This is a genomic window from Haloarcula sp. Atlit-47R (assembly GCF_003665985.1).
Taxonomy (GTDB): domain Archaea; phylum Halobacteriota; class Halobacteria; order Halobacteriales; family Haloarculaceae; genus Haloarcula; species Haloarcula taiwanensis.
In genome coordinates this window covers 15,545-40,587 of sequence record NZ_QPLQ01000002.1, presented here as the reverse complement: position 1 = coordinate 40,587, position 25,043 = coordinate 15,545, and the positions used below count along the sequence as shown (strand labels likewise).

Annotated in this window: 29 protein-coding genes; 6 read left to right on the top strand and 23 right to left on the bottom strand. The window is 63.6% G+C overall.

Annotation, left to right across the window (positions count from 1 at the left end):
- Positions 1-8: 8 nt before the first annotated feature.
- The 12 genes from DVK00_RS07825 to DVK00_RS07780 form a co-directional block, all read right to left on the bottom strand.
- Complete coding sequence (locus DVK00_RS07825; RefSeq protein ID WP_101349767.1) at positions 9-404, bottom strand: hypothetical protein; 396 nt, start codon at positions 402-404, stop codon at positions 9-11.
- A 66-nt stretch (positions 405-470) separates the two neighbouring features.
- The gene (locus tag DVK00_RS07820) at positions 471-1,178 is read right to left on the bottom strand and encodes a TMEM165/GDT1 family protein (RefSeq protein ID WP_101349768.1); all 708 of its coding nucleotides are present in this window, start codon (positions 1,176-1,178) and stop codon (positions 471-473) included.
- Positions 1,175-1,867 (bottom strand): metal-dependent transcriptional regulator, encoded by a 693-nt coding sequence (locus DVK00_RS07815; protein WP_198560226.1) that lies wholly within the window; start codon positions 1,865-1,867, stop codon positions 1,175-1,177. Before DVK00_RS07815 ends, DVK00_RS07820 begins: the two co-directional genes overlap by 4 nt.
- A 71-nt stretch (positions 1,868-1,938) precedes the next feature.
- Complete coding sequence (locus DVK00_RS21660; protein ID WP_170083661.1) at positions 1,939-2,088, bottom strand: hypothetical protein; 150 nt, start codon at positions 2,086-2,088, stop codon at positions 1,939-1,941.
- Between the two features lie 126 nt (positions 2,089-2,214).
- Positions 2,215-2,463, bottom strand: coding sequence for an MTH865 family protein (locus tag DVK00_RS07810; protein ID WP_004515677.1), 249 nt, complete (start codon positions 2,461-2,463; stop codon positions 2,215-2,217).
- Positions 2,464-2,621: 158 nt separating this feature from the next.
- Positions 2,622-2,792: a hypothetical protein gene (locus tag DVK00_RS21655; protein WP_198560227.1), complete on the bottom strand. Its 171-nt coding sequence runs from the start codon at positions 2,790-2,792 to the stop codon at positions 2,622-2,624.
- A gap of 2 nt (positions 2,793-2,794) precedes the next feature.
- Positions 2,795-3,019: a zinc ribbon domain-containing protein gene (locus DVK00_RS07805; RefSeq protein WP_101349769.1), complete on the bottom strand. Its 225-nt coding sequence runs from the start codon at positions 3,017-3,019 to the stop codon at positions 2,795-2,797.
- Positions 3,020-3,246: 227 nt separating this feature from the next.
- Positions 3,247-3,837: a DJ-1/PfpI family protein gene (locus DVK00_RS07800; protein WP_121536795.1), complete on the bottom strand. Its 591-nt coding sequence runs from the start codon at positions 3,835-3,837 to the stop codon at positions 3,247-3,249.
- Between the two features lie 66 nt (positions 3,838-3,903).
- Positions 3,904-4,698 (bottom strand): HAD-IIA family hydrolase, encoded by a 795-nt coding sequence (locus DVK00_RS07795; RefSeq protein ID WP_101349771.1) that lies wholly within the window; start codon positions 4,696-4,698, stop codon positions 3,904-3,906.
- Between the two features lie 36 nt (positions 4,699-4,734).
- Positions 4,735-6,120 (bottom strand): response regulator, encoded by a 1,386-nt coding sequence (locus tag DVK00_RS07790; RefSeq protein WP_121536797.1) that lies wholly within the window; start codon positions 6,118-6,120, stop codon positions 4,735-4,737.
- Positions 6,121-6,194: 74 nt separating this feature from the next.
- Positions 6,195-6,875: a DUF2071 domain-containing protein gene (locus DVK00_RS07785; RefSeq protein ID WP_121577545.1), complete on the bottom strand. Its 681-nt coding sequence runs from the start codon at positions 6,873-6,875 to the stop codon at positions 6,195-6,197.
- A 21-nt stretch (positions 6,876-6,896) separates the two neighbouring features.
- A complete protein-coding gene (locus tag DVK00_RS07780) occupies positions 6,897-7,601 on the bottom strand; it encodes a YqjF family protein (protein WP_101349774.1) in 705 nt (234 codons plus the stop codon).
- Positions 7,602-7,720: 119 nt separating this feature from the next.
- Between DVK00_RS07780 and DVK00_RS07775 the strand changes: the two genes are divergently transcribed.
- Positions 7,721-8,221, top strand: coding sequence for a macro domain-containing protein (locus DVK00_RS07775; protein ID WP_121577544.1), 501 nt, complete (start codon positions 7,721-7,723; stop codon positions 8,219-8,221).
- Positions 8,222-8,228: 7 nt separating this feature from the next.
- On the opposite strand, the gene DVK00_RS07770 is transcribed toward DVK00_RS07775, so the two are convergent.
- Genes DVK00_RS07770 through DVK00_RS07750 form a run of 5 tightly spaced genes read right to left on the bottom strand, consistent with a single transcriptional unit; the run spans position 8,229 to position 13,465 of the window.
- Complete coding sequence (locus DVK00_RS07770; RefSeq protein ID WP_101349776.1) at positions 8,229-8,522, bottom strand: hypothetical protein; 294 nt, start codon at positions 8,520-8,522, stop codon at positions 8,229-8,231.
- Between the two features lie 57 nt (positions 8,523-8,579).
- The gene (locus DVK00_RS07765; protein ID WP_101349777.1) at positions 8,580-9,557 is read right to left on the bottom strand and encodes an aldo/keto reductase; all 978 of its coding nucleotides are present in this window, start codon (positions 9,555-9,557) and stop codon (positions 8,580-8,582) included.
- A gap of 43 nt (positions 9,558-9,600) precedes the next feature.
- The gene (locus DVK00_RS07760) at positions 9,601-10,689 is read right to left on the bottom strand and encodes an ABC transporter permease (protein WP_101349778.1); all 1,089 of its coding nucleotides are present in this window, start codon (positions 10,687-10,689) and stop codon (positions 9,601-9,603) included.
- A complete protein-coding gene (locus tag DVK00_RS07755; RefSeq protein ID WP_121536801.1) occupies positions 10,682-12,562 on the bottom strand; it encodes an ABC transporter permease in 1,881 nt (626 codons plus the stop codon). Before DVK00_RS07755 ends, DVK00_RS07760 begins: the two co-directional genes overlap by 8 nt.
- Positions 12,563-13,465 (bottom strand): ABC transporter ATP-binding protein, encoded by a 903-nt coding sequence (locus DVK00_RS07750; RefSeq protein ID WP_101349780.1) that lies wholly within the window; start codon positions 13,463-13,465, stop codon positions 12,563-12,565.
- Positions 13,466-13,525: 60 nt separating this feature from the next.
- Here DVK00_RS07750 and DVK00_RS07745 point away from each other — a divergent pair, with 60 nt between their 5' ends.
- A complete protein-coding gene (locus DVK00_RS07745; protein ID WP_121577543.1) occupies positions 13,526-13,957 on the top strand; it encodes an SRPBCC family protein in 432 nt (143 codons plus the stop codon).
- Positions 13,958-13,976: 19 nt separating this feature from the next.
- Here DVK00_RS07745 and DVK00_RS07740 read toward each other — a convergent pair whose 3' ends face one another.
- From DVK00_RS07740 to sucC, 5 genes are all read right to left on the bottom strand, one after another.
- Positions 13,977-14,999, bottom strand: coding sequence for a HAMP domain-containing sensor histidine kinase (locus tag DVK00_RS07740; RefSeq protein ID WP_121577542.1), 1,023 nt, complete (start codon positions 14,997-14,999; stop codon positions 13,977-13,979).
- A gap of 251 nt (positions 15,000-15,250) precedes the next feature.
- Positions 15,251-15,487: a hypothetical protein gene (locus tag DVK00_RS07735; RefSeq protein ID WP_004593153.1), complete on the bottom strand. Its 237-nt coding sequence runs from the start codon at positions 15,485-15,487 to the stop codon at positions 15,251-15,253.
- Between the two features lie 246 nt (positions 15,488-15,733).
- Entirely contained in the window at positions 15,734-16,726 is a 993-nt protein-coding gene (locus tag DVK00_RS07730; protein ID WP_121577541.1) for a hybrid sensor histidine kinase/response regulator, read from the bottom strand.
- Between the two features lie 43 nt (positions 16,727-16,769).
- A complete protein-coding gene (sucD, locus tag DVK00_RS07725; protein ID WP_101349783.1) occupies positions 16,770-17,642 on the bottom strand; it encodes a succinate--CoA ligase subunit alpha in 873 nt (290 codons plus the stop codon).
- Complete coding sequence (sucC, locus tag DVK00_RS07720; RefSeq protein ID WP_121577540.1) at positions 17,639-18,787, bottom strand: ADP-forming succinate--CoA ligase subunit beta; 1,149 nt, start codon at positions 18,785-18,787, stop codon at positions 17,639-17,641. Before sucC ends, sucD begins: the two co-directional genes overlap by 4 nt.
- Positions 18,788-18,997: 210 nt before the next feature.
- Here sucC and DVK00_RS07715 point away from each other — a divergent pair, with 210 nt between their 5' ends.
- A complete protein-coding gene (locus DVK00_RS07715; protein ID WP_121577539.1) occupies positions 18,998-19,780 on the top strand; it encodes an NAD-dependent protein deacylase in 783 nt (260 codons plus the stop codon).
- A 4-nt stretch (positions 19,781-19,784) separates the two neighbouring features.
- On the opposite strand, the gene DVK00_RS07710 is transcribed toward DVK00_RS07715, so the two are convergent.
- Positions 19,785-20,210 carry a DUF5793 family protein gene (locus tag DVK00_RS07710; RefSeq protein ID WP_064288494.1) on the bottom strand — a complete coding sequence of 142 codons (426 nt, stop codon included), beginning with the start codon at positions 20,208-20,210 and terminating at the stop codon, positions 19,785-19,787.
- 102 nt (positions 20,211-20,312) lie between these two features.
- On the opposite strand from DVK00_RS07710, the gene DVK00_RS07705 reads away from it, so the two are divergent.
- From DVK00_RS07705 to DVK00_RS07695, 3 genes are all read left to right on the top strand, one after another.
- Positions 20,313-20,813: a TIGR04206 family protein gene (locus tag DVK00_RS07705; protein WP_121577538.1), complete on the top strand. Its 501-nt coding sequence runs from the start codon at positions 20,313-20,315 to the stop codon at positions 20,811-20,813.
- Between the two features lie 132 nt (positions 20,814-20,945).
- Positions 20,946-22,565, top strand: coding sequence for a type II/IV secretion system ATPase subunit (locus tag DVK00_RS07700; RefSeq protein WP_101349787.1), 1,620 nt, complete (start codon positions 20,946-20,948; stop codon positions 22,563-22,565).
- A 1-nt stretch (position 22,566) separates the two neighbouring features.
- Positions 22,567-25,014, top strand: a complete 2,448-nt coding sequence (locus tag DVK00_RS07695) for a type II secretion system F family protein (RefSeq protein ID WP_121577537.1) — start codon at positions 22,567-22,569, stop codon at positions 25,012-25,014.
- Positions 25,015-25,043: the final 29 nt, after the last annotated feature.

Genomic DNA, 25,043 nt, shown 5'->3' with positions numbered 1-25,043 from the left:
CGGGCGAGTCACCGGAACGCATCACAGTCGCTGCTCGCGCTCTGCCAGTGGACGACGTCGTCCCCGGTGTACTCGACAATGATGTCGTAACACGCGTCGTCGTCGAACGTCGTCTCCGCCGACACATCGGTCCCGGCGATGGCCGTCGCTATCGTTATTTTGCCCTGTCTGTCCGGCAGCGCATCGTCCAGTTCCACTGCACCGTCTGCCCCAGCCCTCACAGTGTGTGTCTCCTCGTACACCGTCTCGCGGTCGACCGTGACCGTGAATTCGAACTCATGTGTCGCTGAACCGGTGTTGGTTAGCCGTACGCCGGCAAGTCGAGCGCTCGCAGGACTGAGTGCTACACACCCCGAGAGGGCAGCGAGTGTTGCTGCTGTGAGGATACTCCGTCTGGAGGGCATCACCCGGGGTTGGTCAACCGTTTAGCAAAAGTCTTCTGTCGGCTCAAGACAGCCAAACTGCTCGTCTCAGACACCCGCCTGCGCCGCGATGGTCGAGACCATCGTTTCCCACAGCGAGAACCCCATCGTCACGCTCAGGGCGAAGTCCGCGGCGAAAAACAGGAACAGCCCTGCGCCGAGGAAGTGCGCTTTCCGCAGGTCGAAACGGTGGGTGAACCGGTGGAAAAACAGCGCGTTGACGAGGCTCACTGGAATGATGGCGAGCATCTCCCCGGTCCAGATAGCGCTGGCGTGGGCGCTGTACTGAGCGGCAAGCGTGATGGTGATGAGTTGGGTCTTGTCCCCGAACTCGCCGAAGGCCATCATCGCGAAGATGGGCAGGAAGCCGCCGAGCTTGTTCGGCACTTGCCAGTCGACGACGGGAACGCGAACGTCTAGCTGTCCGCCGTCAGTGGTGAACCCGGACGCGGGTTCCTGCTGCTCTGTGTCGGCTGCCGGGGCACTGCGGACCAGCAGTATCGCGAACAGCAGGAACATCCCGGCGGTGAGGCTTTCGAGAACGATACCGGGTAGTACCGCCGTGATTGCGGAGCCGAACCAGATCTCCAGTGCCGTCCAGCCGGCGAAGGCGGTGCCCGCGGCGCTGACGACGAGGAACGGATTGAACCGCGTCGACAGGCCGGCGATGATGAATTGTACTTTCTCGCCGGGGAGGACCGCAAGCTGTGCACCGGCTGCTATCGCGACCACTGTCAGCCACGTCGCGTCGCTCACGCCTGACTCACTCCGTCCTCGCCCTGCGTATCCGGTGCGCGGACCTGAATCGCATCGGCGATGTGGTCCGGGAGCGACACTGACGACCCGCTCTCTAGCTGGACCGTCACCATCCCGATGGGCGCGACCTCCTCGACAGTCAACACGGTCCCCGGCGTGACGCCGGCGTCGGAGAGATACGTGAGTTCGTCGGGGTCGCGGTCCCGGACACGTGCGACTTCGAGTCGCCCACCTTCGCTGTGCTCTGACAGCGCCGTCGCGGACTCGTCGTCAAGGGGGTCGAGCGAATCGCTGGGAATCGGGTCCCCGTGGGGGTCAAACTCCGGTTCGTCGAGGACCGCCGCAACTCGGCGCTCGAACTCCTCGCTGATGTGGTGTTCGAGTACCTCCGCTTCCTCGTGGACCTCGGCCCAGTCGTACCCCAACTGCTCGGTGAGAAACGTCTCGAGCAGGCGGTGATGGCGGATGATCTCGAGGGCGACTGTCTCGCCTTCCGGGGTTGTCTGTACGCCCTTGTACTTCTCGCGTTCGATCAGCCCGCGGTCGGCCAGTTTTTCCACCATGCTGGTGACGGTCGGTGCGGTCACGTCCAGCATCTCGGCGATAGTAGACGGAGCAATCGGCGGGTCGCCGTCCCGCTCGAGGCGATAGATGGCTTTCAGATAATCCTCCATCTTGGCACTCAGCATACACCGGATTAGACGAATCTAACGCAAAAAATTGACGGTTCCAACAACTTCGTGCGCCCGGCCGCCTGCTGTCACTCGTCGGCGGCGTATGTTTCCCGTCGGTTCCGGGTCAGGAGCCACAGAAACAGATAGCCGATGGCACCCAGAACGAACAGCGTTGCGGGGATGAGAAACGGTCCGAACGTCCGAACGAGCGTCTCGATCCCCGACAAACCGACCATACCCTAGGTAGGGACGTTGCCCTGATAAACCTCAAGGGTACGCGGAGACGGCGACCGGTGCCCTCTGCGGAACCCTGTGAGTTGTGGCGCAAAAGCGGTACCGCAGTCGGATTCAGTGTGGTCTGTTTAGATGAGGTCCTGATCTTCCAGCGAGGCCATGACGTCGTCGACGAAATCGTCGACACTCTCGTACGGGAACTCCCCGTTGAGCTTCGTGTTCAGTTCCATCGCTGTCATCGAGAAGTCACCGGACTCGAACTTCGTCGACGGGCCGCCCGGAAGTGCCGGAACGAGGTCCATCGGACTGGAAATCGGGTAGTCAGCTTCCTCGAACGCATCAACGAACTGTGATCTGAGGTCTTCTTTGTCAACCATGGTCGGACGTTGTGCGAGTGTTATGATAAAAGGTTCGACATCGGTACACTTTCCCATTGTTTTGAGTTTATTCGAACCTTGCGCCGTTCTGACAATCGTGGTGCTGTATCACTGTGTGAACAACTCGCCGCTGCGGTCGACGAGACGGCCCGGGCCACTCACCGGGTTCGACCCTCGTCGTTCGTATCGCGGCGGGCAAGCCGTTCGGCAGTCTCCCGGTCCGTCTCGACCCGCTGGTCGTGTTCGCTTCTGACCAGCGCGTACAGGGCCAGCGGTGCAACCAGTGCGAGTAACACGACCACGACGAACAGTCCGCTTACGGCGGCCATCGTCACCCGAGGAAGATGTCTGCCAGGTCACTGCCAGCGGACCCGGTGTCACGGTATAGTTCAGAGTAGCCGCAGTTCGTACACGTGACGACCTGGAACTGGTTCGTCTGGATGTCGAACATCTTCGAGAGACCGCCGCCGGTGGTTGAGATGCTACCCACGTCAGTGCCAGTGTGGCCGCACTTCGGACAGCCGCGGTCGTCGTTTCGGGAGGTGTCGGAGGGCATTACACACGACTGTTCTCTCCCCAGCATAACAAATCTGGTGGCACTGTGACACGCACTCGGTCCCTTCTTGGCGGTGGCAGTTCGTTACTGGAATCTGTTATATTTTGTAATTGTGGAAAACGAGGCGGGCGAACGTAATGGTGCACTATGCCAGTTCCCACCCGCCTCAACGAACGGAAACGGTCCGGTTATTTGTTTGTTATGAATTCGTCTACTCGTGTGTTGTCTCAGTCGTCGGCGGGGATGGGTTCGCCGTGGGACACGTCGTCCCCGAGCAGGGCGATGAACTGCGCGAGCCACTCGGGGTGGTCGGGCCAGGCCTGCCCGGTGACGAGGTTGCCGTCGGTGACCACTTCGTCGACCCACGAACAGCCGGCGGCCTCACACTCTGCGCGACAGGCCGGGTACGATGTCATCTCGTAGCCGTCCAGTACGTCGGCGGCGGCGAGAATCTGTGGACCGTGACACAGCGCCGCGACTGGTTTGTCTTCCTCGAAGAAGTGCCGTACAGCGTCAAGCACCTCGTCATACGTCCGGAGATACTCGGGGGCACGCCCGCCGGGGACGACGAGCGCGTCGTAGTCGCTGGGATTCACGTCGGCCATCGTCGCGTTGAGGACGAAATCGTGGCCGCGGGACTCCATGTAAGTCTGGTCGCCGCGGAAGTCGTGTATCGCTGTTTTGATCGTCTCTTCGGCCGCTTTGTCGGGACACACTGCGTCGACCTCGTGGCCGACCATCTGTAGCGCCTGGAACGGCACCATTATCTCGTAGTCTTCGCCGAAATCACCGACGATCATGAGGATGTCTTTGCCCATTGGAAACACCACTGAAAGCTACTGCCGCAGTCAAAATAAAGCCGCAGGTGAATTACCAGAACGGTGTCATGCGTCGAGCGCCACCAGCACGTCCTCAATCTCCGCCAGCGAGTCGATGACATAGTCAGGTGTCACAGCACTCCGTTCCAGCGACCGCTCGTTGGACACGCCGGTCCGGACAAGAACGGTCGTCATTCCGTTCCGTTCGCCCATTGCGATGTCCGTCTCCAGCCGGTCGCCAACGACCAGACAGTCCGCTGGCCCACAGTCCAACCGTTCCAGGGCCGCCTGGACGGCAATCTCCGAAGGCTTCCCGAGTATCCGGTCCGGGTCCCGTTCGATGACGCCAGCGACGGCGTTGATTATCGCTCCGGAGCCCGGAACCGGGTCGCCGTCTTCGCCAGGGAACGTTCGGTCCGGGTCGGTTCCGAGGAAGACGGTGTCGTCGTCGACGGCCCGGAGCGCGTCGACCATGTCGTGGTAGTGGAAGCCGTCCGTCCAAGAGGCCAGTAACACGTCTGTCTCGGCTGGGTCTTCGGACAGCCGTGCCTCTGTCCCCGTGACCATGCTGCGGAGCGGCTCACTCCCGATGACGAACACGTCGTCACCCGCATGAGATCCGTTGAGGTACTCGCGGGTGACGACGCCGGAGGAACAGGCCTCGCCCTCGCGGGCGTCGACACCCAATCCCTGCAACCGCTCGACATACTCGCTCCCGTCGTGGATGGGGTTGTTCGAGAAGAAGCAGATTCCCAGACCACGCTGCCTGAACGTATCGATTGCCGACGCCGCGCCCGGCAACAGCGTGTTTCCGTGGTACACCGTTCCATCGAGGTCGATGATAACCCCCGCAACTGTCATTACCACTGCTCGGGTCCCAGCAGTGAAAAGTCCGTCTCAGTTGTGCAGTTCGACGCCTGCCACTTCAAAACGCGCCCCGCCGCTGTCACTCTCGGTCAGAGACACTTCCCAGCCGTGGGCTTCAGCGACTTGTTCGACGATAGCCAGGCCGAATCCGGTTCCGTCCTCCGTCGAGGAGTAGCCCATCTCGAACACGTCCTCAGCGTCGCCCTCGACACCTTCGCCGTTGTCTGCGATGTAGAAGCCGTCGTCGGACCCCAGTAGTCCGACTTCGATTTCCACGTCGCCGTCGTTGTGTTCGATGGCGTTCCGGAACAGATTCGCCAGCATGTCCTGGACACGCCCGCTATCGGCGTTGAGCTCCGTGCTCGACTCGACCGACATGGAGGCCTGCTCAGCCTCGATCCATGTCCACGCGGTCGACGCCAGCGTCGACAGCTCTGTCTCCTGTGGGTCACTGACCGTCTGGCCTTGCCGCGCCAGCGTGAGCACGTCCTCGATAATACAGCCCATCCGGTCCAGTGACCGGTCGATCTTGGCGACCAGTTCGGCTTCCTCGCTATCGGCGGGCTCCTCAAGCAGATCGACCGCGCCCTGAGCGACGTTCAGCGGGTTCCGCAGGTCGTGGCTGACGACGCTGGCGAACTCTTCGAGTCGCTCGTTCTGGCGTTCCAGTTCGCGCTGGCGTTCGACGCGTTCCGTGATATCGCGTGACACCAGCTGGAAGGTATCCGCCTTGCGGTGGCTGTCGACAGGGATGTACTGGTTGTGGTAGTGTCGTCCCCCAACGGCGTCCTCGGAGCGAGTCGCAGTCCCGTTTTTGACTGCGCTTTTCCCGGCTTCGAGACGCTGATTGGCCGCTTCGCTGTCCATCACGTCGCTCAGTTGTTGTCCGACGAGCGTGTCGGGGTCGCTACCCAGTCTGCGTGCCATCGAGGGGTTCGCTGAGAGGATGGTCCCGTCAGTCGTCAGGTGGACGATACCGTCCGGCGAGTCCGACACAAGCGATTCGAACTTCTTGCGGGTCCGCTCTTGGGAAACAACGTTCTCGATTCGGTTCGCTAGCCGACCGTACTGCTTGTCTTCGACGACTTCCAGTTTCAGCAGGTAGTCGGCGACGCCCGCCGCGATAGCCGCGCTCGCCGTCTCTTCGTCCCCGCGGCCGGTCAGCAAAATGAACGGGATAGACGGGTTCGTTTCTCTGATTGCCTCGAGCAGTTCCAGCCCGTCCATTTCGGGCATTTCGTAGTCACTGACGACGCAGTCAAACCCGCCCCCGTCAAGTCGTTCCAGCGCTTCCATGGCGCTGTTTGCAGCAACGGACTCGATGCCGTGTTGTTGCGTGAGCGTATCGGCGGTCATCTCCGCGAAAAAATCGCTATCGTCAACAACAAGCGTTCGTATATTAGTTTCAGCTGTCATATGGGCGGCAGGGTCCTTGTTCCCCCAACGGTCTGTCCGTACTTATATTTCAAGGGAGCCAGGTTGCCCGCTGGTCACGGCTCTGGCGGTACCGGTGGGGCCACCGAAACCCGAAGCGCAGGGCTGTGGTGGACCAGCGGGTCCGAGTTAGGAGCCGATATATCAACTATCGAGAGCACAGATCCGGTCACAGTAGCGTCAACGCGGTCGAGTCGCCACGGGTCGTGACCGACGCTGCCGACGAGGTGCGTCCCGAAGCGCCCGGTCGTGAAATATCGCTGCCGGTCGACGAGGAAGGCGGCCAGCGAGTCCGGTGGAATCGCCACTGGCTCACCGCCGGAGGTGTACCGACACTCGAACAGTCGTCGCTCCCCGGCGTCAAGGACCCGGCGACGGTCAGCCGTTGAGAGCGTCCGTGGGACGGCATCACCAACCGTAATGCGAAATAGTTCCGAAACCGCCGTCGCTGTCCGCCTGTCGTCACCGAACAGCCCGAGCACACAGACCCCGCGCTGGCCGGTCGGCCCGCGGACGTAGGTTCGAACCGTGAGCAACTCAGACGGCCCAGCAACCTCGATACCAAACGTCTCGACGCGGTCGACGGTCGCTACAACGGCCGACACCCAGGCGTCACCGTCGGCCGTCTCGACGGTGAGCCAGTCGGGGACCGCCGATCGTACCGCGGCCTCGGAGACCGGCCAGTGACAGAAGCAGACGTCATCAAGCGTGACCTGCAGCGGACGGAGGGCGACCACATACTCACTGGGGCCGACACGCTAATCAGTGTACTGGGCACCCCCGTCGAGCCGGTGAAGCCGACCCGCAGTCACTGGAATCTCGGCGCAGTAGTGGACGAGCGGGTCGCCATCGGGGTTCTCAAAGCCCGACGCGGCGAACAGGCCGTTCGTCCGAATATCTGCGTGTCCTCTCTGCAGTGGCCACGGCTCGTGGTCGATGTCGGCGTAATACACCGTCCCGTCGTCACTCGCGGCATAAAAGCGGTACCGCTCTACTAGGAACGACTCCACCGAGCCCGGTTCGGGCGGCGACGGCGGTTCGGTCGGCTCGTATGTGGCGTGGAAATCCGCCGGTGGCGCGCGCGAACTGGTCCGGCGACTCCGGAACTCGACGCTGTCGCCGTCAGTCCGGACCTGCATCGACGCCTGGTAGTAGGACAGCTGGAACAGCTGCCGTGCCAGCGTGACGCTGAGGCGGTCGTCAGCGTCGAGGTTGTAGAAGTACACCCCCGGCGTCCCGTCGGCGACTACGTAGGTCCGGAGATTTAGCTCGCCGAAGGACCGCCCAATCGGACTGCCTCGCGGTCTGATGTCCGCCATCTGGAACGGGACCACGCTGAGCCACGCCTGCCCGTCGTACGTGTCGACGTCGAGCTGATCCGGCAGTGTCGTCTGGATACTGTCGGGCTCGATCGGCCAGTGTATGAACCCCACGTCTCGCCACGTCATCGTCAACAGGTCCATACCTGTTTGTAGGGACCAGAGGGGTTTTTGCCTGCTGTGGGGTTCGGTGACAGGTACCAATGAAACCGCTCGGTCGCGCTGGCGCTAAAACTTTGTCAGTGCCGCTCCCAGCGTCGCGTATGGAGTTCGAGGTGATCCAGGGCGACATCGCTACACAGTCGGCGGACGCACTGGTCAACGCGGCGAACACGAGCCTCCGGATGGGCTCCGGCGTCGCCGGGGCGCTCAAGCGCGCTGCCGGGTCGGGCCTGAACGATGAAGCCGTCGCGAAAGGCCCGGTCGACCTCGGCGGTGTCGCCACGACCGACGCCTACGACCTCGACGCCGAGTACGTCATCCACGCCGCTGCGATGCCACCGGGCGGCCAGTCGACCGCTGAGAGCATCCGCACAGCGACCCGGAACGCACTGGCAGAAGCTGACGCGCTGGACTGCGAATCAGTCGTCCTCCCGGCCATCGGCTGTGGCATCGCCGGGTTCGAGTTTGAGGCGGGTATCAGGGTTATCTGTACTGTTATCGACGAGTACCAGCCCGACTCTCTGACAGACGTGCGACTCATCGCTTACTCCGACGACGACTTCGCGGCAATGCAACGGGTCGCGGCCGACGTTCGCAGCTGACTGCCCGCTACAGCAGGTGTATCCGGCCGGCACGCCACTCCCAGGCGAGTTCCAGTGCGATCCAGCAGACGAGCCATATCGCAGCGAAACTAAACACCAGCCACGTCGAGCCGAGATACGTCGTGGTCCCGGTGACGGACTGGAGCCACGGATACGCTTGCACACCGACGATGAGCGTCGCGGCAAGTCCCAGTATCCCGGTCACGTAGTGCTCAATTGCGTTCCGTACCGGACACACGCAGGCGTCACCGCCCGTCGGCTCCTCGAACGCCTCGTTGCTCGGCCCCCGAGCATTGGTCATTGTTACCTTTCCTCAGTGTCAAGCTTCACCATACAGCGCAATAACCGTTTCGGCGGCTTACTCGTGGCCCGACACCCGAACTGGCTCGTATGGCTCTTCCAGCCACTCTACGTCGCTCGCCGTGAGGTCGATCTCCAGCGCCGAAACCGCTTCTTCGAGGTGTTCGAGGCTACTCGTCCCGATAATGGGTGCGTCGACCCACTCCTTGTCGAGCACCCAGGCCAGCGCGATCTGTGCCATCGAGGCGTCGTACTCGTCGGCCAGTTCCTGCACGCGCTCGTTGATTTCGCGGCCGTTGCCCTCGAAGTAGGGGTGTTCACGAGCGTAGTCGTCTGTCTCGCCCCGGACCGTCTCCTCGACCTGCTCGTGCGGGCGGGTAAGATAACCCCGGGCGAGCGGACTCCACGGGATAACGCCGACGGCCTCCTTCTCACACAGCGGGAGCATCTCGCGCTCCTCCTCGCGGTACAGCAGATTGTAGTGGTTCTGCATCGTCTCGAACCGCTCCAGTCCTTCGCGCTCGCTCGTCCGGAGCGCATCCGCGAACTGGTGGGTCCACATCGACGACGCGCCGACGTGCCGTGCCTGTCCCCGTCGGACCGCGTCGTCCAGCGCCCGGAGCGTCTGTTCGATAGGTGTGTCGTAATCCCAGCGGTGGGTCTGGTAGAGGTCGACAGTGTCCATCCCGAGCCGGGACAGCGAGTTCGCCAGTTCTTGCTCGATGGCCTTCCGCGAGAGCCCCCCGGAGTTTGGGTTGTCCTCGTCCATCTGGAAGTATCCTTTCGTCGCCACGACCTGTCCGTCGCGGTCGTAGTCGTCGAGGACGGTTCCGAGAACACGCTCGGACTCGCCCATCGAATACATATTGGCCGTATCGAAGAAGTTGATGCCGAGGTCGATGGCCCGCTCGATGACCTCGCGGCTTTCCGCTTCGTCGAGCACCCAGTCGCGCCACTCCGAGGTTCCGAAGCTCATACAGCCCAGACAGAGCCGGCTGACTTCCATGCCAGTCGACCCGAGTGTCGTGTACTCCATGCTCAGGTTCGCGTCCGCGCTGGCGAAAAAGGTTCGCCGCTGGTTACAGTGATTCCGCCGCGACCCGCCCGATGTATAGTCTGGCTACGACGTAGCCAGCGACCGCCAGCAGGACCGCCCCACCGACGTGGCCGTAAGTCAGTAGGGTCGGGCTATCCACTGCAAGCTTCGCCACCGTCGTCGCCGGGTGTTCCGGGAGGACGACGGCCCCACCGAAGAGGACGAGGGTGAGCACGGAGAACAGCAACTGCGCCGGGCGACGGTTCTGGAGCGTGACGCCCAGCACGACGCCGAGCGTCACGACGACGACGGTGACGGCGGTGATAAACAGCAGAATCGCGGCCGGGTTCGAGACGGCGATACCGTTCGTCGACAGCAGGGCGAGCCACAGGAGCGCCTGTGCAGGGGCAAGCAACACCATTCCGAGGGCTTTCCCGTCGATGATGTCGAGCAGCGACACCGGGGCCACGCGGAGTAGTTCCATCGTCCCGCGTTCGAGTTCCTCGGTGACGGTGTCGACGGCCACCGAGCCGCTGATGAACGGCGGCAGGAACAGGAGCAGTGGAATCAGGATGGTGTAGGTGAACCCGAAGTACTGGCTCGCACTGACGGTCTCAGGCAGTGGTACGGGGGGCGAGTCGAGATACGGCGTCCGCTCCAGCCGCTCCTGACGCTCCAGCGCGCTGAGGACCCGGCGCACTTCGACGACGATGAGCGTCGACCGAATGCTCCCCTCCGGCACGATAGCAGTGACCGCTATCTGCTCTCCTGGCCCGCGCGCTGACGGCACGTAGTCGCCGCGCAGTATCGCGTCCACCTGGCGCTGGTCGAACGCCCGCTGTGCCGCGCTCTCGTTCTCGAAGGCGGTAACGCTGGTTCCGTCCTGTTCGGCGGCCGCGGCCACCAGTTCCTCCCGGGCGTCGCCGGTGACGGCCATCTCCACCTCGCCGGCTGCGACCGAGCTGGGGTCGTACAGCGACGTGAGGCCGACGACGAGGAACGAGGAGAACCCCGCGACGAACAGCTGAATGAGCAACGCCAGCACGATGGTCTTCTCGCGGGACAGCGACCGAATGTCACGCCGCGCGATGACGATTCGCGGGTCGCGCCAGACCGGACGGTCTTCAGACAAGGGTACTCACCACCGCGAAGTTGTAGGCGAAGTGGACGACGATGGCCACAGTCAGGGCAGTCACGTAGGCGCGCCGCCCGCGGCTCGCGCCAACCGACGAGATGGCTGCCGTCACTGTGTGCAGTGCCAGCGGGAGCAGGAACAACAGGCCCGCGACCCACAGCGGCAGGCCGGCCGGCAGGGTCGCGCCCTGCAGGGCGGCTTCGCCGATGGGGAGGCTCTCTAAGTCTGACAGCCGTGCGATAAGCAGCCCTTTCTCCCCGATGAAAAAGCCGAGTCCGGAGAGCGCACCGACGCCGAGCGCCGACCGGAGCGTCCGCTCGTAGCGGGCGTGCTCGTAGCCGGCGTAGACGTGCAGGCTCTTGGCCACCTCCTCGATAACGACGATGACGCCGAGCACGAGCACGATGCCCAGCGACTGGTTCGTCCCGAAGACGTTCAGCGACACCGAATCGAGGACAAACAGGAACGCGATGGCTGCCAGCTCGGCGACGATGACCAGCGGCAACAGAACGACGCTCATCTTCAGCGCGCTCCGGCGACCAGTGATACCGCCGGCCAGCGCGTCGAGCACCTTCAGCGGAATCGGCCGCTGGGTGAACATGTCCTCTTCTCGATAGAGACCGGCCCCCAGACCGAACAGCACCAGTCCGGTCAGCAGCGGCGGTGCCGTCGAGAAGACGAACGACGAGAGCCCGATCGGCTGGCCGGTGAGGTCCATCACGACGAGCGTCAGCGGCGAAATGAGCGCAATCGGCGTCACGTCGGTGAAGATGGCCGGCACGAACGCGTAGGAGGTCAGCGTCACCGTGATTGTCACCGTCACGAAGGTGAGTTCCTTGAACGAGCGGGCGAACATCGCCCCGCAGAACGTCGCCGAGAGGAAGAGGACGACGAGTGGGACCACCGCCAGCACCGCGACGTAACTCCCCGCCGGCGCGATGTTCCCGAACCGGAGCGCCGCGGTGATGAGCGCCGCCACGCCGACAGCGCCCGCGAGGTACGGGAGCGTCTTGCCGCCGATGATGTCGCCCCGCGAGGCTGGCGTCACCAGCAGGAGTTCACCGCGGCGGTTCAACCGTTCCGAGAGCATCGACGAGCCGTAGGCCTGGATGACGAAGTTCATCGGCACGATGTAGAGGAAGGCGAGCACGAGCGACTCGAAAGGGAACGGTGGCGAGATATCAGAGGGGGTGCCGCCCTGGACATCGCCGGTCAACCGCGCGCCGATAGCGCCGAGGTTCGCGCCGCTGCCACCGGCGGTTCCGCCGTTACCGACGCCACTTGCCGTTGCGCCGCCAGTGCCGCTCGTACCTGAACTGTCACCACTGTCGCCGGTGCTCGTCTTATCGCTGTCCGAAGACTCGGAGCCCGACTCGCCACCGTTGCCGCCGCTTCGGGGGTCAAACTGACTACTCCCCGACTGCTGCTCGTAGATGAGCGTCACAGAAACGGGAAACGCGGCGGTCTGGTTGTCATCCCGGGCGAGTGTTCGGTCGTTGTACTGCGCCGTACTGTCGCGTAGTTCGGCCAGTGCCGCCCGCTCTTTGGCTGTCTGTGGAACGCTCTGGAGCTGTGTCCCCCGATACAGGAGTTCCTGCTGGCGTCGCTCGATGGCTGCAGGATCCGGCTCACGGACGCCGAAGGTCGAGTCATTAGCTGCCACGTCGTAGTACGGGCTGCTCTCGTCGACGCCGATCCGGTAGATGCCGTCGTCCATGCCCGCGCCGGTACCACCGCTGACGGCTATCGCGGCGACCGCGCCCATCGCAACGAGGGACAGCGCCATCACGACGATGGTCCGCTTGTCGACACCGCCGGCGTTTTTTGTCACCTCCCACTTCGCGACGCGCAGGAGCTTGTCGGGTTGCATCTACTCCGCGTCCTCCCCGACGTATCGCGTGCCGCGGGTCCCGGCCTCGGCGACGTTGAGGAACACCTCCTCAAGGCTGGACTCCTCCGTTCGTATGTCGACTACGTCTCCGCCGTTTTCTTCTGCCTGTTCGCGTGTCGCTTCGACGGCGTCCATGCTCTCGACCACCCGCTTGTACGATCCGTTTTCCTGCACCGCGTCGGGCACGTCGACGGTCGTATAGACGTGATACCGCGTGTGACCGTACTCGGCCTGAAGTTCGTCGAGGTCGCCGCGAGCGACGATTTCGCCTTCGTTCATGATGACGACCCGGTCGCAGATAGACTCGACGTGAAAGAGATTGTGTGCAGAGAAGACGATGGTTTTGCCCTCTTTCGCCAACTGCTCAGTGAACTCGATGACGTAGTTCGTCGTCAGCGGGTCTAGCCCCGATGCCGGCTCGTCGTAGATGAGCACGTCAGGGTCGTTGATGAGCGACCGGGCGATGGCAACCTTCCGTTTCATCCCCTTGGACATGTCGCCGAGCTTCCGGTCGCGGTGTTCGAGTTCGAGTTCGTCCAGTGTGTCGTGCATCCGTTCCTCGGCCACGTCCGGATTTACGTCGTACAGATCGGCGAAGAACTTCAGATAAGAGACCGGCGTCATCTCCTCGTACAGCGGCGACTCCTCGGGCAGAAAGCCCAGTTGTTGGCGCATCTCCGCGGTCTCGGTGTCGAGGCCCGCTATCTCGGCCGAGCCGCTCGTCGGCTCCAGCAGGCCCGCGAGCATCTTCAGCGTCGTCGTCTTGCCGGCCCCGTTCGGCCCGATGATACCGAACACCTCGCCGCGGTCGACCGAAAACGAACTGCCCTGTACAGCGACGAAACCGCCGTACTCCTTTCGAATATCCCGGGCGTCAATCATCTGGCGATTGGTTGTGAGTGAACTAACCTATACCTTGGCTCCGGCCTATTGCTTCTGATAATGGCACTCGAACTCGGCGCGAGTAGCATCTCACTCGAACGAACACCGGACGGCCGACGCCTGCTCGTCCGCCACGACGCCGATGCGTCGGTCGACACCGTGTGGGATGTTCTGACCGACACCGACTGCTGGGCAGACTGGGGGCCGTCTGTCACAGCCGTTGAGACAGCGGACCGGTACATCACCGCGGGGACGACCGGTCGCGTTCGCGTCGCCGACGCGGTGTGGCTCCCGTTCGAGGTGACGGCGTGCGCGCCGTATCGCTGGACGTGGACCGTCGCACGGCTCCCCGCGACCGGCCACTTCGCCGAGGAACGGACCACCGGCTCCGTCGTTGGGTTCGAGATTCCGCCGCTGGCGACTGGCTACGCCTCGGTGTGTGCCCGAGCGTGCCAACGGATCGCCGCTCTGGGAAAGCAACGCGAGGCGTAGGTAGCGCCGGGCCGACCCGTCAGGGCTGTACTGGCGTCTTCGAGCGCGTGCGAGTGTCTTCCTCTGGGTCGTCCGTCCTCGCGATGCCCGTTATCTCGAAGCGCGTCCCACCCTCGTCGCTTTCGGTCACGTCGATTTCCCAGCCGTGAGCTTCGACGATGCGCTGGACGATTGCCAGCCCCAGCCCGCCTTCACCGTCGGTGGCAGTATAGCCGTCGTCAAGCACCGCATCACGCTTTTCCGGCGGAATTCCGGAGCCGTCGTCGGCGACATAAAACCCCCCAGACAGCTCGCCGACACGAATCGTCAGGTCAGCACTGCCACGTTCGAGGGCGTCGTCGGAGTTCACACTGCCCGTGGAGCCATGCTCCACGGCGTTCCGAAACAGGTTCTCGAACAGGTGACGGAGCCGATCCGGGTCGGCGTCGATGACGGCTGTTACTTCGTTTGCTAGTGTCGCATCCGCCGTCGGCACTGCCTCCCAGCAGCTCTCGACCAGTTCTTCGAGGTCAACGGGCTCAGTCTCGCTGATGACGTGTCCGCTTCGGGCCAGCGTCAGCGTCCGGTCGATGAGCGTTTCCATCCGGTCCAGCGCTGTCGCAGCCGTTTCCAGGTGTTCCGAGTCGCGGTCCATTCGTTCGAGTTCGAGCTGACCGGACGCGACGCTGAGCGGGTTTCGGAGGTCGTGTGCAACAACGGCCGCGAACTCGTCGAGGCGTTCGTTGCGCTGCTCGACGGCCCGCCGCTGGAACCGCTGTCGTTCGGCCTCGACGGCTCGCGAAATCGCTCGCGCTTCAAAGATGCCCGCGACCAGACCACCGGAGCCGCCGACACCAATCGCAAACAGCGCCCATCCGATAGTCCACCGGAGCGACCCGGCGGGCCAGGTCCACATCATAACCAGGTTCAGTAACAGGAAGCCACTGAGCCCGCCGGTGAACCAGATTCCGACCCGCTGGTACCGTGACGAAGTCAATGCTGAGTTTCCTAGCCAGAACCCACCGACGATAATCACCGCGGCAAACGGCACGACTGCCAGCATACTGACGACGAAATCGGCCGTGAGGACAGCCGGAATTCCAGAATCAGAAAAATAAAAGTAATTGCCGATAGTCCCGAGCAGAAGAGTCCATCCAACCCCCTGAATAAGGGCTGGCAGGCGATCTGGGTCTGTCACTTCTGCATCAGTTTGTTAGGTGGGCATTTACTGCTACTGGCCAACGGAACAGGTGTGTGTCGAGTTCTCCGCGCTGCCGTCCACCGGATTGCTAACCTGGCCTGTCCTTCCCGATGCTACTGTTTGGTTACGCGTGCGTCAGATACCTTGTGGATGTCGTCGTCGATCCCGGTGCCGTCACAGTCGTCATTCGGACATCGATAGTGCCAGCCGTCCTCCGTCGCCGCTCGCTCGGTAAACCGGTCACCACATTCGTCACAGTAGAGCTGCCCGTCCGAACACGTGTCGCGGTGGAGTTCGAGTTCGAGTTCTGTGCCGAAGGTCCGCTTGCAGTTCCGACAAATATGAGGCATATTCGAAGATACAGATTCATCCCTTATAGCGATACCGGAACGTTCACGCCCGCTTCTTTCCGTTGACGGAGGGTTCGGGTCGTCCGCCGTCCGTCGATTTTCGATATCTCATACACCTCATATCTTGGACAGTAATGGTTCCCAACGCTGACTACCAACGTACACATCTCGGCAACAGCCAGTTCGAGAGCAGACACGCAAGCTACCGTTCCAAGCGGTCCACGGTTATCGTCTGTCACGACGCCGCTAGACTGTTGTCACGTCAATCCGCGTGCCGCCGGATTCGCTGTCCCCGACCGACACCGTCCATCCGTGTGCCCGCGCCGCGGTGTCGACGAGGAACAGTCCGTATCCTTCCCCTTCCCGCGTCGTCCCGAAGCCCTGTTCGAACACTTTGTCGCGGTCTGATTCGGGAATCCCCGGGCCATCATCGGCCACGTAGAATCCCGACTCGGTGTCACCGACGCTGACAGTCACCGGTCCCTCGGTGTGAGCGACGGCGTTGTCAAATAGCTCGCGAAGGAGCAACTGCAGTCGGTCGTTTTCGGCGTCGATAGCCGCGTCTGTCGTCACTTCGAGCGTCGCGTCCTCGTAGCTCGCTGCGGCCCAGACTTCGGTAGCGACGTCAGAAAGCGAGAGCGAGTCGGGTTCCGAAACGGGGCGTCCGATGCTTCCGATACGAGACAGGTCGGTAAGGAGCGACTCGACCCGGGTGACGGACCGAAGCAATGCGTCTTCATGCGGCTCACCGATATCGAGTAGCTCTAACCGGCCCATGACGACGTTCAGCGGGTTCTTCGCGTCGTGGGAGACGCCGCTGGAAATATCGTTCCACTGGCTGGCACCGACCCACCAGTCAGTCGGCCACCGGGTCGCGTACGCTTCGAGCTTCGCGGCCAGCAGGGATGCCGGCGTTGCTGCGGTCACGTAATCACTGACGCCGGCCCGGAGCGCCTCGGTGACCCGGTCCGGTTCGGGGTCGGTTCCGACGAGTACTATCGGAATATCGGTACCCGCTGCCCGTAGCCCCTCGAATACCGCAACCCCGTCACAGTCGCCGTCGTCACTGATGACGACACCCCTGATATTCCCGTCACTCAGCCGGTTCTGTACGTCGCTCGTGTCTGGGACCGCCTCGGCTGTTGCCCCGTCCGTGGTCAGCGCTTCGGAAAGTGCCTCAGCTAGATCAGTCACTTCGCGCCCGGCGACGAGATAGACGGTCCCACGAGCAGGCGTCATCCCGTGATATTACGAAAACGGGTGATAAGAAACCGACGGTGCCCTACAGCAGGTCCTCGACGTGATCGGCGACTTCCTCTGGCGTGTCACCGACCGGGACGCCGTTGTTCTCCAGCGCGTTGATTTTCGACTCGGCGGTCCCGGTGCCGGAGCCGGAGACGATAGCGCCGGCGTGGCCCATCCGCTTCCCGGGCGGTGCGGTGCGGCCGGCGATGAAGCCGGCGACCGGTGTGTCCATGTGCTCGCCGATGTAGCGGGCGGCCTCCTCCTCGTCCTCGCCGCCGATTTCGCCGCACATGACGACGGCGTGCGTGTCGGGGTCGGCCTCGAACTGCTCCAAGGCCCCGATGAAGTCCGTCCCGATGATGGGGTCGCCGCCGATGCCGATGGCCGTCGACTGGCCGATGCCGCGGTTGGTGAGGTTGTCGACGACCTGGTAGGTCAGCGTCCCCGAGCGGGAGACGAGACCGACGTTCCCGGACGAGAAGATGTTGCCGGGCAGGATGCCGAGCTTGGCGACGCCGGGCGTGATGACGCCGGGGCAGTTCGGCCCGACGAGATGCGTGTCGGTCTCCTGCAGCTTGCGGTAGACCCGCGCCATGTCCTGGGTCGGGATGCCCTCGGTGATGGCGACGACGAGGTCGATGCCCCTCGCGTCAAGGGCCTCGAAACAGGCGTCGCCGGCGAAGGCCGGCGGCACGAACACGACGGCGGCGTTGGCGTCCTCCTCGCGGGCGGCCTGCTGGACCGTGTCGTAGACCGGCACGCCGGCGACCTCCTGCCCGCCGCGGCCGGGGACGGCCCCGGCGACCACGTTGGTGCCGTACTCCAGCATCTGTTCGGTGTGGAACTTCCCTTCACCGCCGGTGATTCCCTGTACAACGACGCGCGTGTCTTCGTCGACTAGCACACTCATGCTTCCACCTCCTTCGCGTACTCGACTGCACGCTGGACGGCGTCCTCCAGCGTGTGTTCGACCGTGACGAGGTCCTCGTTCAGAATCTCCATCCCCTCCTCGGCGTTGGTGCCGGCGAGGCGGACGGTGACCGGTTTCGGAATCTCGTCGAACTGCTCAAGTGCCTGGTTGATGCCGTTGGCGACCTCGTCGCCGCGGGTGATGCCCCCGAAGATGTTGAACACGACCGAGTCGACGTTGTCGTCGGAGAACACCATGTCGAGGGCGTTCGCGATGCGGTCGGCCTTCGCGCCGCCGCCCACGTCGAGGAAGTTAGCCGGCTCGCCGCCGTAGTAGTCGACGAGGTCCAGCGTCGTCATCACGAGGCCCGCACCGTTACCGATGATGCCGACGTTGCCCGAGAGCCGGACGTAGTCGAAGCCGTACTCGTCGGCCTTCTGTTCGAGTTCGTCGCCCTCCGCCGCTTCCTCGCCCATCTCCGCGATCTCGGGCTGGCGGAACAGGGCGTCACCGTCGATGTTCATGACGGCGTCGGCCGCGATAACCTCGTCGTCGCCGGTAATCATCAGCGGGTTGATTTCCGTGTCAGCGCCGTCACGGTCGTCCCAGAGCTGGTACAGCGTCGTGAGGACGCTCGCAACGTCGTTTGCGACCTCGCGGTCGACGCCGGCCTCGTAGACGACCTTCCGGGCCTGGAACGGGTGCATTCCGAAGGCCGGGTCGATGTGTTCACGAGCGATGGCGTCAGGGTCCTCCTCGGCGACCTCCTCGATGTTGACGCCGCCCTTCGTCGAGACCATGGCGACGGGGCGACCCTCGCCACGGTCCATCGTCACGCCGACGTACAGTTCGTTGACGAAGTCGACGGCCTCCTCGACGAGCACCTTCGAGACGTGGTAGCCCTTGAGGTCCATCCCGATGATGTCCTCGGCGGCCTCGCGGGCCTCCTCCCTGGACTCGACGAGCTTGATGCCGCCGGCCTTGCCGCGGCCGCCCACGTGGACCTGTGCCTTGATGGCGACCGGATATCCGATTTCCTCGGCCGCGTCGACGGCCTCATCTACTGTCTCGGCCAGCTGCGAGGCGGGCGTCGGGATGCCCGCGTCAGCGAAGACTTGCTTCGCCTGGTATTCGTGCAAGCGCATGTCATGCAGAAAGGCGAGCGGTGGCGATTTAAATCCGTCCGTTTCTCTTCTTGCGACCAAGCGGAGAGCGTCCCAGTTCATGTGGAAACCGCAAACGAGCCCGAAGGACGCTGTGCGTGGTACGGGACGGCGACTCAAGATGTGGGGACACGTCCACGGTCGTCGGGTTCGAGCCGATAGACCCACAGCGTCGCACTCCGAAGTGAGCGCATGGCCGACGATAGGCACGGACTCGGCGACGTTGACAGTGAGACGCTCGATGCCGTAGCCGAGGCGCTTCGGACCGCTGAAACCGGCGTCGCGCTCACCGGCGCAGGCGTCTCGACGGCGTCGGGGATTCCCTCCTTTCGCGGCGACGACGGTCTCTGGGAGCGCCACGACCCGGCAGACTTCCACCGCCGCCGGCTCGACGCCGACCCGGCGGGCTTCTGGGCGGATCGAATCTCGCTCCGGGAGGCCATCTACGGCGACGTAGGCCCCGAACCCAACGCTGCTCACGAGGCACTGACGGCGCTCGAATCCGCGGGCCACCTCGACGCCGTGCTCACACAGAACGTCGACGGGCTGCACGACGCCGCCGGGACGGACCGGGTCGTCGAACTCCACGGCACCCATCGGCGCGTGGTCTGTGACGACTGTGGCCACCGGCGGGACGCTGAAGCAGTGTTTGCGGAAGTCGCTGAAGGTGGCGACTTGCCCCCGCGATGTGACTGCGGTGGTGTCTACCGGCCCGACGTGGTGCTGTTCGGCGAACCGATGCCCGACGTGGCGATGAACGAGGCCCAGCGTCTCGCACGGGACAGTGACGTGTTTCTGGCGGCTGGGTCATCGCTGTCGGTCCAGCCGGCGTCGCTCCTGCCGAAGATAGCGGCTGAGGCGGGGAGTACACTGGTCGTGATAAATTACGATAAGACGCCGCGTGACGCGGCTGCGGCGCACGTGCTCCGTGCGGATGTCACGCAGGTGCTCCCGGCGATTGTCGAGCGGCTGTAGCGGGCTACAGCTCGACGCCGCCGGGGATGAGGCTCTGTCCGCGCAGGAGGCTCCCGTCGTGGTCGTAGACGAGCAGCGTCCGCAACTCGTAGGCCCGTGACTCGCCCTCGCCGTCGGTGAGACGGACCCTAAACTGTGGGTCTTCTTGGGCGTCCGCTGTGGAGACGAGCGCGTCGACATCCGCTGTCGGTGCTGTCGCCTCGAAGACGTACTCACCGGTGAGTCGGTTCGTTAGCGAAAGCACACCGTCGCTTTCAGGCTGGCGGCGGAAGGTCACGTCAATGTCCTCGCCATCGAGTGTGCCACCGTCTACTTTGGTGAGGCGCTCGCGAAGCTCTCCTGTCGGCCCATCGTATACAATCGCGATCGTCGGGTCGTCGTTGTCGGTGGCCGAAGCCTGGATGTCGACAGTGAAGTAATCACGCCTCATTCCGGTGTTTACTGGTACGTGTCCCGGCCAAATGAACGTAACGGCGCACCGACTGTCGGTATCGGTAGCTTTTACGGGACCGGCCCACCCTCTGACAGTAGCATGGTCTGGGTGAAGTCAGAGTACGCCGGCGAGTTCGCGGTGCTTTCGACGTGGCTCGTGGGACTGGCCCCGTGGTCGGTGTCGCTGTTCGAGATTGAGGGGGTGACTGTCGTCGGGCTTCGGTTTCTCCCGTTCCGGTTCCAGTTCATCTTCGGTGCGACGCTCCCCGGAGAGCGGCCGTTTCTCTGGGCCTGGGAGGTCGCCACGTTTCAGGAGTCGGAGCCGCTGGCGCTCGCCGGGACACTCGGGGTCACAGCCCTCGCTGTTTTCCTGCTGCCGCTCGGCCTCAGCCTCTACTACTACGCCGCTGAGGAGCGTGTCGAGGCGGCGCTCCCTGTGGACCCAGTCCGACTGTTCGGCGGACTGCTCGGCCTTGTGGGCGTTCTGACGCTCGCGGCCAGCGGGCTGTTCATCACGTCGTTTCCCGGCATCACCGTCCCCGTCGGAACGCTCGTCGCCCTCGTGTTCGCCTTCTTCCTTCTGACCGTCGACCGAGCGTGACTGCCAGCCGGTCTCGTTCGTCCGACCGCTGGCGATTATACTCCTGATAATTTGGCGAGCGAATTTAAGTAGGTGGATACGATAGCAGAGGTATATTCCGCGGAGCACCGTGTGCTCCCCACTACACTACCGATGTCGAATCCAGAATCTCCCAAACCCGGTGACATCGTTTCGGACCCGCTCGGCCACATCCAGTCGTGGCTCTCACGGACCGCGACGGTGTTGAGCGGGGCGGCGGTTCCGACGGCGAACTACGACCCCAGCCGCCACGGGACACTGGTCGAGTTCGACGGCCTCGACGGCTACAACGAGGTGGAACGCTACTGGCTGAACGCTCCCTTCGCCTTCGCCTCTATCAACCACGACCCGGACCGTGACGAGCACCTGTATCACGTCGTCGAGCCGTCGCTGACCGATATTGAGCGAGAACTGCTCGACCGCCTGTTTGAAGACATCCGCATTCCACTCATCTACCGCGACGACGTCGACACTGACCCGGAGCGTGTCCTCGCCGAGGAACTCGAAGCCAGGCTGGAGGAGTACGGCGTCGTCATCGAGCCGGAGACGTTCTACCGGCTGTTTTATTACCTGCATCGCTCCTTCCAGGGCTACGGCCACATCGACCCCCTGATGCACGACCCGGATATCGAGGACATCTCCTGTGACGGGGCGAACCTCCCCATCTTCGTCTACCACGACGGCTACACGGATATCGAGACGAACATCACCTACGACGCCGACGAACTGAACGACTTCGTCATCCAACTGGCCCAGCGCTCGGGCCGACACGTCTCTGTTTCGGACCCTGTCGTCTCCACGACGCTCCCCGACGGCTCGCGCATCGAACTGGCCCTTGGCGAAGAAGTGACCCCGCGCGGCTCCGCGTTCACGATCCGGAAATACGCCGACGAGCCGTTCACGCCCATCGAACTGCTGGAGTACGGCACGTTCTCCGTGGAGATGCTCGCCTACCTCTGGCTGGCCATCGAGTCCAACAAGTCGCTCATCTTCGCGGGCGGGACGGCGGCCGGTAAGACCACGTCGATGAACGCGCTCGCGATGTTCCTGCCGCCCCGGTCGAAGGTGCTCTCGATCGAAGACACCCGCGAGCTATCCCTGTACCACGATAACTGGCTCTCCTCGGTCACCCGCGAGCGGCTGGACGACTCGGACATCACGATGTACGACCTGCTGCGGTCCGCGCTCCGGCACCGCCCCGAGTACATCATCGTCGGCGAGGTCCGCGGTGAGGAGGCCATCACGCTGTTCCAGGCGATGAACACCGGTCACACGACGTTCTCGACGATGCACGCGGACTCGGTCCAGACCGTCATCAACCGGCTTGAGAACGAGCCGATCAACGTCCCGCGGCCGATGGTCCAGAGCCTCGACATCCTCTGTGTGCAGGTGCTGGCCCGCTCGGGCGACGAGCGCGTCCGCCGGGCGAAGACCCTCGCCGAAATCGAGGGGATAGACCAGCGGACCGGCGAACTGGACTACTCGACGACGTACAACTGGCGGGCCACTGAGGACCGATTCTCCGAGAACAACAGCGAGCTACTGGACGAGATCCGCGAAGAGCGCGGCTGGACACAGTCGGAACTGCTCACCGAACTCCGCAACCGCCAGCGGTTCCTTCGCTATCTCCAGTCCGAAGGCATCACCGACTACCGGAAGTTCACGGCGATGGTCAACAAGTACTACGCGGACAAAGAGCAGGTCATGGCGAACATCGACGACGAGATAGCCTGACATGGCGCTGAATCCGCTCGGTCTGGCACCGCTCGCCGTCGTCGTTGGGATTCTCGGGCTTATCGGCTACAGCACGGTCAACGAGCGCTTCGACCGCAACGTCACGCGGCTGTCCCGACGGCTTTTCGGTCGGTATGTGGGACAGTCGCCCAAGCGGGAACGCCAGCTCGAAGCCGCATACGTCGACGAGACGTACCGCGGTTACGCCGCCAGAACGCTGGTGTACGCTTGTGTGGCGGCCGTCGCGGGAGCAATCACTGGGGCATACGCCATCGGCGGCCTGCTGCTGGTGCTGCCGGCGCTGGTGGAGCTTGCGCAGGGACTCCCCTCGACGATGGTGACCGCCTTCGGCCTGCGGACGTTTGAGCTCGTGTTGACGCCGACACAGACGCTGTACATCCTCATCGGCGGCGGCGTGCTTTCCGGCGCAGTAACGGCCGGACTCGCGTACCTCTACCGCTGGGAGCGGCTCAAGAATCAGGCGGATGTGCGGAGCCGGAACATCGACGAGGGGATGGCCCGCACTATCGCCTTCATGTACGCGCTGTCCCGTGGTGGGTTGTCCTTCCCAGATGTTATGCGTGTACTGGCCCGAAATCAGGAAATCTACGGCGACACGGCGAGGGAAGTCGGTGTCGCCGTCAGGGAGATGGACCTGTTCGGCCGGGACATGATCACGGCGCTCGAACATGTCTCCCGGCGGACCCCCAGCGAACAGTTCAAGACGTTCACCGAGAACCTCTCCAGCGTCCTCCAGAGCGGCCAGTCGCTGGCCCCGTTCCTCCGCGAGCAGTACGAGCGCCATCAGGAGGAGGCCGCCGAACGCCAGGAGGATCTGCTCGAACGGCTGGCCACGGTCGCCGAGGCGTACGTCACCGTGTTCGTCGCCGCCGTGCTCTTCCTGATGACGATTCTGCTCGTGTTCGGCCTGACGACGACGGACACCCTCTGGCTGTTACAGATGATGGCGTATCTCGTCATCCCGCTCGCCAACGTCGGGTTCATGGTGTACTTGGATATCAAGCTCCAGTCGCTCGGCATCGGGAGCGCCGGCACGACGGACGTTCTAGAGCGCTACGAAACGGCGTCGCTCGGCAAGCCCAGTTTCGCCTCCGGCCGTCTCGGCCTGCCCGACGGCGGCGTCGTCCCGGCCGACGAAGCGAACTGGCTCCGACTGCGGTTCTACGACCGCGTCAAATCGCTTCGGGACCTGCTCAGCTCCCCGATCCAGTCGCTCGTCTGGAACCCGGTGTACGTCCTCTACCTCGCCGTCCCAGTCGCTGTGGTGCTACTGCTCCTCCGCGCCCCCGCGGCGTTTCAGACCTCGTCTGTCAACGTCCGCATTCTCGACGATCTCGTTATCCAGTCGCTCCTGCTGGTTCTGGGGCCATTTGCGCTGGTGCGGTTCGTCTACACCCAGCGGCTCTCACGTATCGAGAACGCGACACCCGACCTGCTCGAACGGCTGGCGAGCCTGAACGAGGCGGGGATGACCGTCGTGGAGAGCCTCCGACGGGTCCGGGGCAGTGACATCGGCGTCCTCACACAGGAGATGCACCGCATCTGGGCCGACATCCGGATGGGCGCGAACGTCACTGACGCCTTGGTCCGGTTCGGCCGCCGCGTCCAGACGACGGCGATAACGCGCATCGTGACCCTGCTGACTCACGCGATGCACGCCTCGGGCCAGCTCGGCCCGGTGTTTCGCATCGCGGCGACCCAGTCACGGGCCGACCTCCGGCTGAAACGGCGGCGACGCCAGCAGATGCTCACTTACCTCGTCGTCATCTACGTCGCCTTCCTGGTGTTTCTGGTCATCATCGTCGCTGTACAGGAAGTGCTCGTCCCGAGTCTGCCCTCCAGCGTGCCGACGCCGGCCGGCGAGTCGAACCGCCTCGGCGTCGGCGTCGACCAGTTCGCTCGCTTCGGGCGCGTCGACAAGGCCGCGTACACGCTCGTGTTCTTCCACACTGCTCTCATTCAAGCAGTTCTCACCGGCTTCATCGGCGGCCAACTGGGTGAAGGGACGCTCAAGGACGGCGCGAAACACGCCGCGATTTTGCTGGGCGTCGCCTACGTCGCCTTCATTCTCCTCTCCTCGCCGGTTGCGTCGATGACGGTCACCAGCCCTGCTGTTTCCGGTGATCAAATAACGGTCGAATCGGCATCGCTGTCAGAGGGCGGGTTCATTGTTGTCCGGGAGTTCGAAGCGGACGGTAGAGTGCTCGGGACCTCTGAGTATCTCTCGTCGGGGTCCCACAGCGATGTCCAGATAACGCTGGACAGGCCGCCGTCGACCGGCCAGTCGCTCGTGCTCGTCGCCCATCAGGACACCAACGGGAACCAGCAACTCGACTATCCCGTCAGCGACACTTCGGGGTCGCCGGACCGACCGTATGCGTCGTCGACGGCCGGCGAGAACGTCACCGTCGAGTACACGGTCGAGTGACGCTGGATTTACGGTGCCCAATCGGGTAG

Bases quoted from the DNA above. Each gene is read 5' to 3' on its own strand.
- DVK00_RS07825 (WP_101349767.1), bottom strand. From the start codon at position 404: ATGCCCTCCAGACGGAGTATCCTCACAGCAGCAACACTCGCTGCCCTC.
- DVK00_RS07815 (WP_198560226.1), bottom strand. From the start codon at position 1,867: ATGCTGAGTGCCAAGATGGAGGATTATCTGAAAGCCATCTATCGCCTC.
- DVK00_RS21660 (WP_170083661.1), bottom strand. From the start codon at position 2,088: ATGGTCGGTTTGTCGGGGATCGAGACGCTCGTTCGGACGTTCGGACCG.
- DVK00_RS07810 (WP_004515677.1), bottom strand. From the start codon at position 2,463: ATGGTTGACAAAGAAGACCTCAGATCACAGTTCGTTGATGCGTTCGAG.
- DVK00_RS21655 (WP_198560227.1), bottom strand. From the start codon at position 2,792: ATGGCCGCCGTAAGCGGACTGTTCGTCGTGGTCGTGTTACTCGCACTG.
- DVK00_RS07805 (WP_101349769.1), bottom strand. From the start codon at position 3,019: ATGCCCTCCGACACCTCCCGAAACGACGACCGCGGCTGTCCGAAGTGC.
- DVK00_RS07800 (WP_121536795.1), bottom strand. From the start codon at position 3,837: ATGGGCAAAGACATCCTCATGATCGTCGGTGATTTCGGCGAAGACTAC.
- DVK00_RS07795 (WP_101349771.1), bottom strand. From the start codon at position 4,698: ATGACAGTTGCGGGGGTTATCATCGACCTCGATGGAACGGTGTACCAC.
- DVK00_RS07790 (WP_121536797.1), bottom strand. From the start codon at position 6,120: ATGACAGCTGAAACTAATATACGAACGCTTGTTGTTGACGATAGCGAT.
- DVK00_RS07780 (WP_101349774.1), bottom strand. From the start codon at position 7,601: ATGGACCTGTTGACGATGACGTGGCGAGACGTGGGGTTCATACACTGG.
- DVK00_RS07775 (WP_121577544.1), top strand. From the start codon at position 7,721: ATGGAGTTCGAGGTGATCCAGGGCGACATCGCTACACAGTCGGCGGAC.
- DVK00_RS07770 (WP_101349776.1), bottom strand. From the start codon at position 8,522: ATGACCAATGCTCGGGGGCCGAGCAACGAGGCGTTCGAGGAGCCGACG.
- DVK00_RS07765 (WP_101349777.1), bottom strand. From the start codon at position 9,557: ATGGAGTACACGACACTCGGGTCGACTGGCATGGAAGTCAGCCGGCTC.
- DVK00_RS07755 (WP_121536801.1), bottom strand. From the start codon at position 12,562: ATGCAACCCGACAAGCTCCTGCGCGTCGCGAAGTGGGAGGTGACAAAA.
- DVK00_RS07750 (WP_101349780.1), bottom strand. From the start codon at position 13,465: ATGATTGACGCCCGGGATATTCGAAAGGAGTACGGCGGTTTCGTCGCT.
- DVK00_RS07745 (WP_121577543.1), top strand. From the start codon at position 13,526: ATGGCACTCGAACTCGGCGCGAGTAGCATCTCACTCGAACGAACACCG.
- DVK00_RS07740 (WP_121577542.1), bottom strand. From the start codon at position 14,999: ATGCTGGCAGTCGTGCCGTTTGCCGCGGTGATTATCGTCGGTGGGTTC.
- DVK00_RS07735 (WP_004593153.1), bottom strand. From the start codon at position 15,487: ATGCCTCATATTTGTCGGAACTGCAAGCGGACCTTCGGCACAGAACTC.
- DVK00_RS07730 (WP_121577541.1), bottom strand. From the start codon at position 16,726: ATGACGCCTGCTCGTGGGACCGTCTATCTCGTCGCCGGGCGCGAAGTG.
- sucD (WP_101349783.1), bottom strand. From the start codon at position 17,642: ATGAGTGTGCTAGTCGACGAAGACACGCGCGTCGTTGTACAGGGAATC.
- sucC (WP_121577540.1), bottom strand. From the start codon at position 18,787: ATGCGCTTGCACGAATACCAGGCGAAGCAAGTCTTCGCTGACGCGGGC.
- DVK00_RS07715 (WP_121577539.1), top strand. From the start codon at position 18,998: ATGGCCGACGATAGGCACGGACTCGGCGACGTTGACAGTGAGACGCTC.
- DVK00_RS07710 (WP_064288494.1), bottom strand. From the start codon at position 20,210: ATGAGGCGTGATTACTTCACTGTCGACATCCAGGCTTCGGCCACCGAC.
- DVK00_RS07705 (WP_121577538.1), top strand. From the start codon at position 20,313: ATGGTCTGGGTGAAGTCAGAGTACGCCGGCGAGTTCGCGGTGCTTTCG.
- DVK00_RS07700 (WP_101349787.1), top strand. From the start codon at position 20,946: ATGTCGAATCCAGAATCTCCCAAACCCGGTGACATCGTTTCGGACCCG.
- DVK00_RS07695 (WP_121577537.1), top strand. From the start codon at position 22,567: ATGGCGCTGAATCCGCTCGGTCTGGCACCGCTCGCCGTCGTCGTTGGG.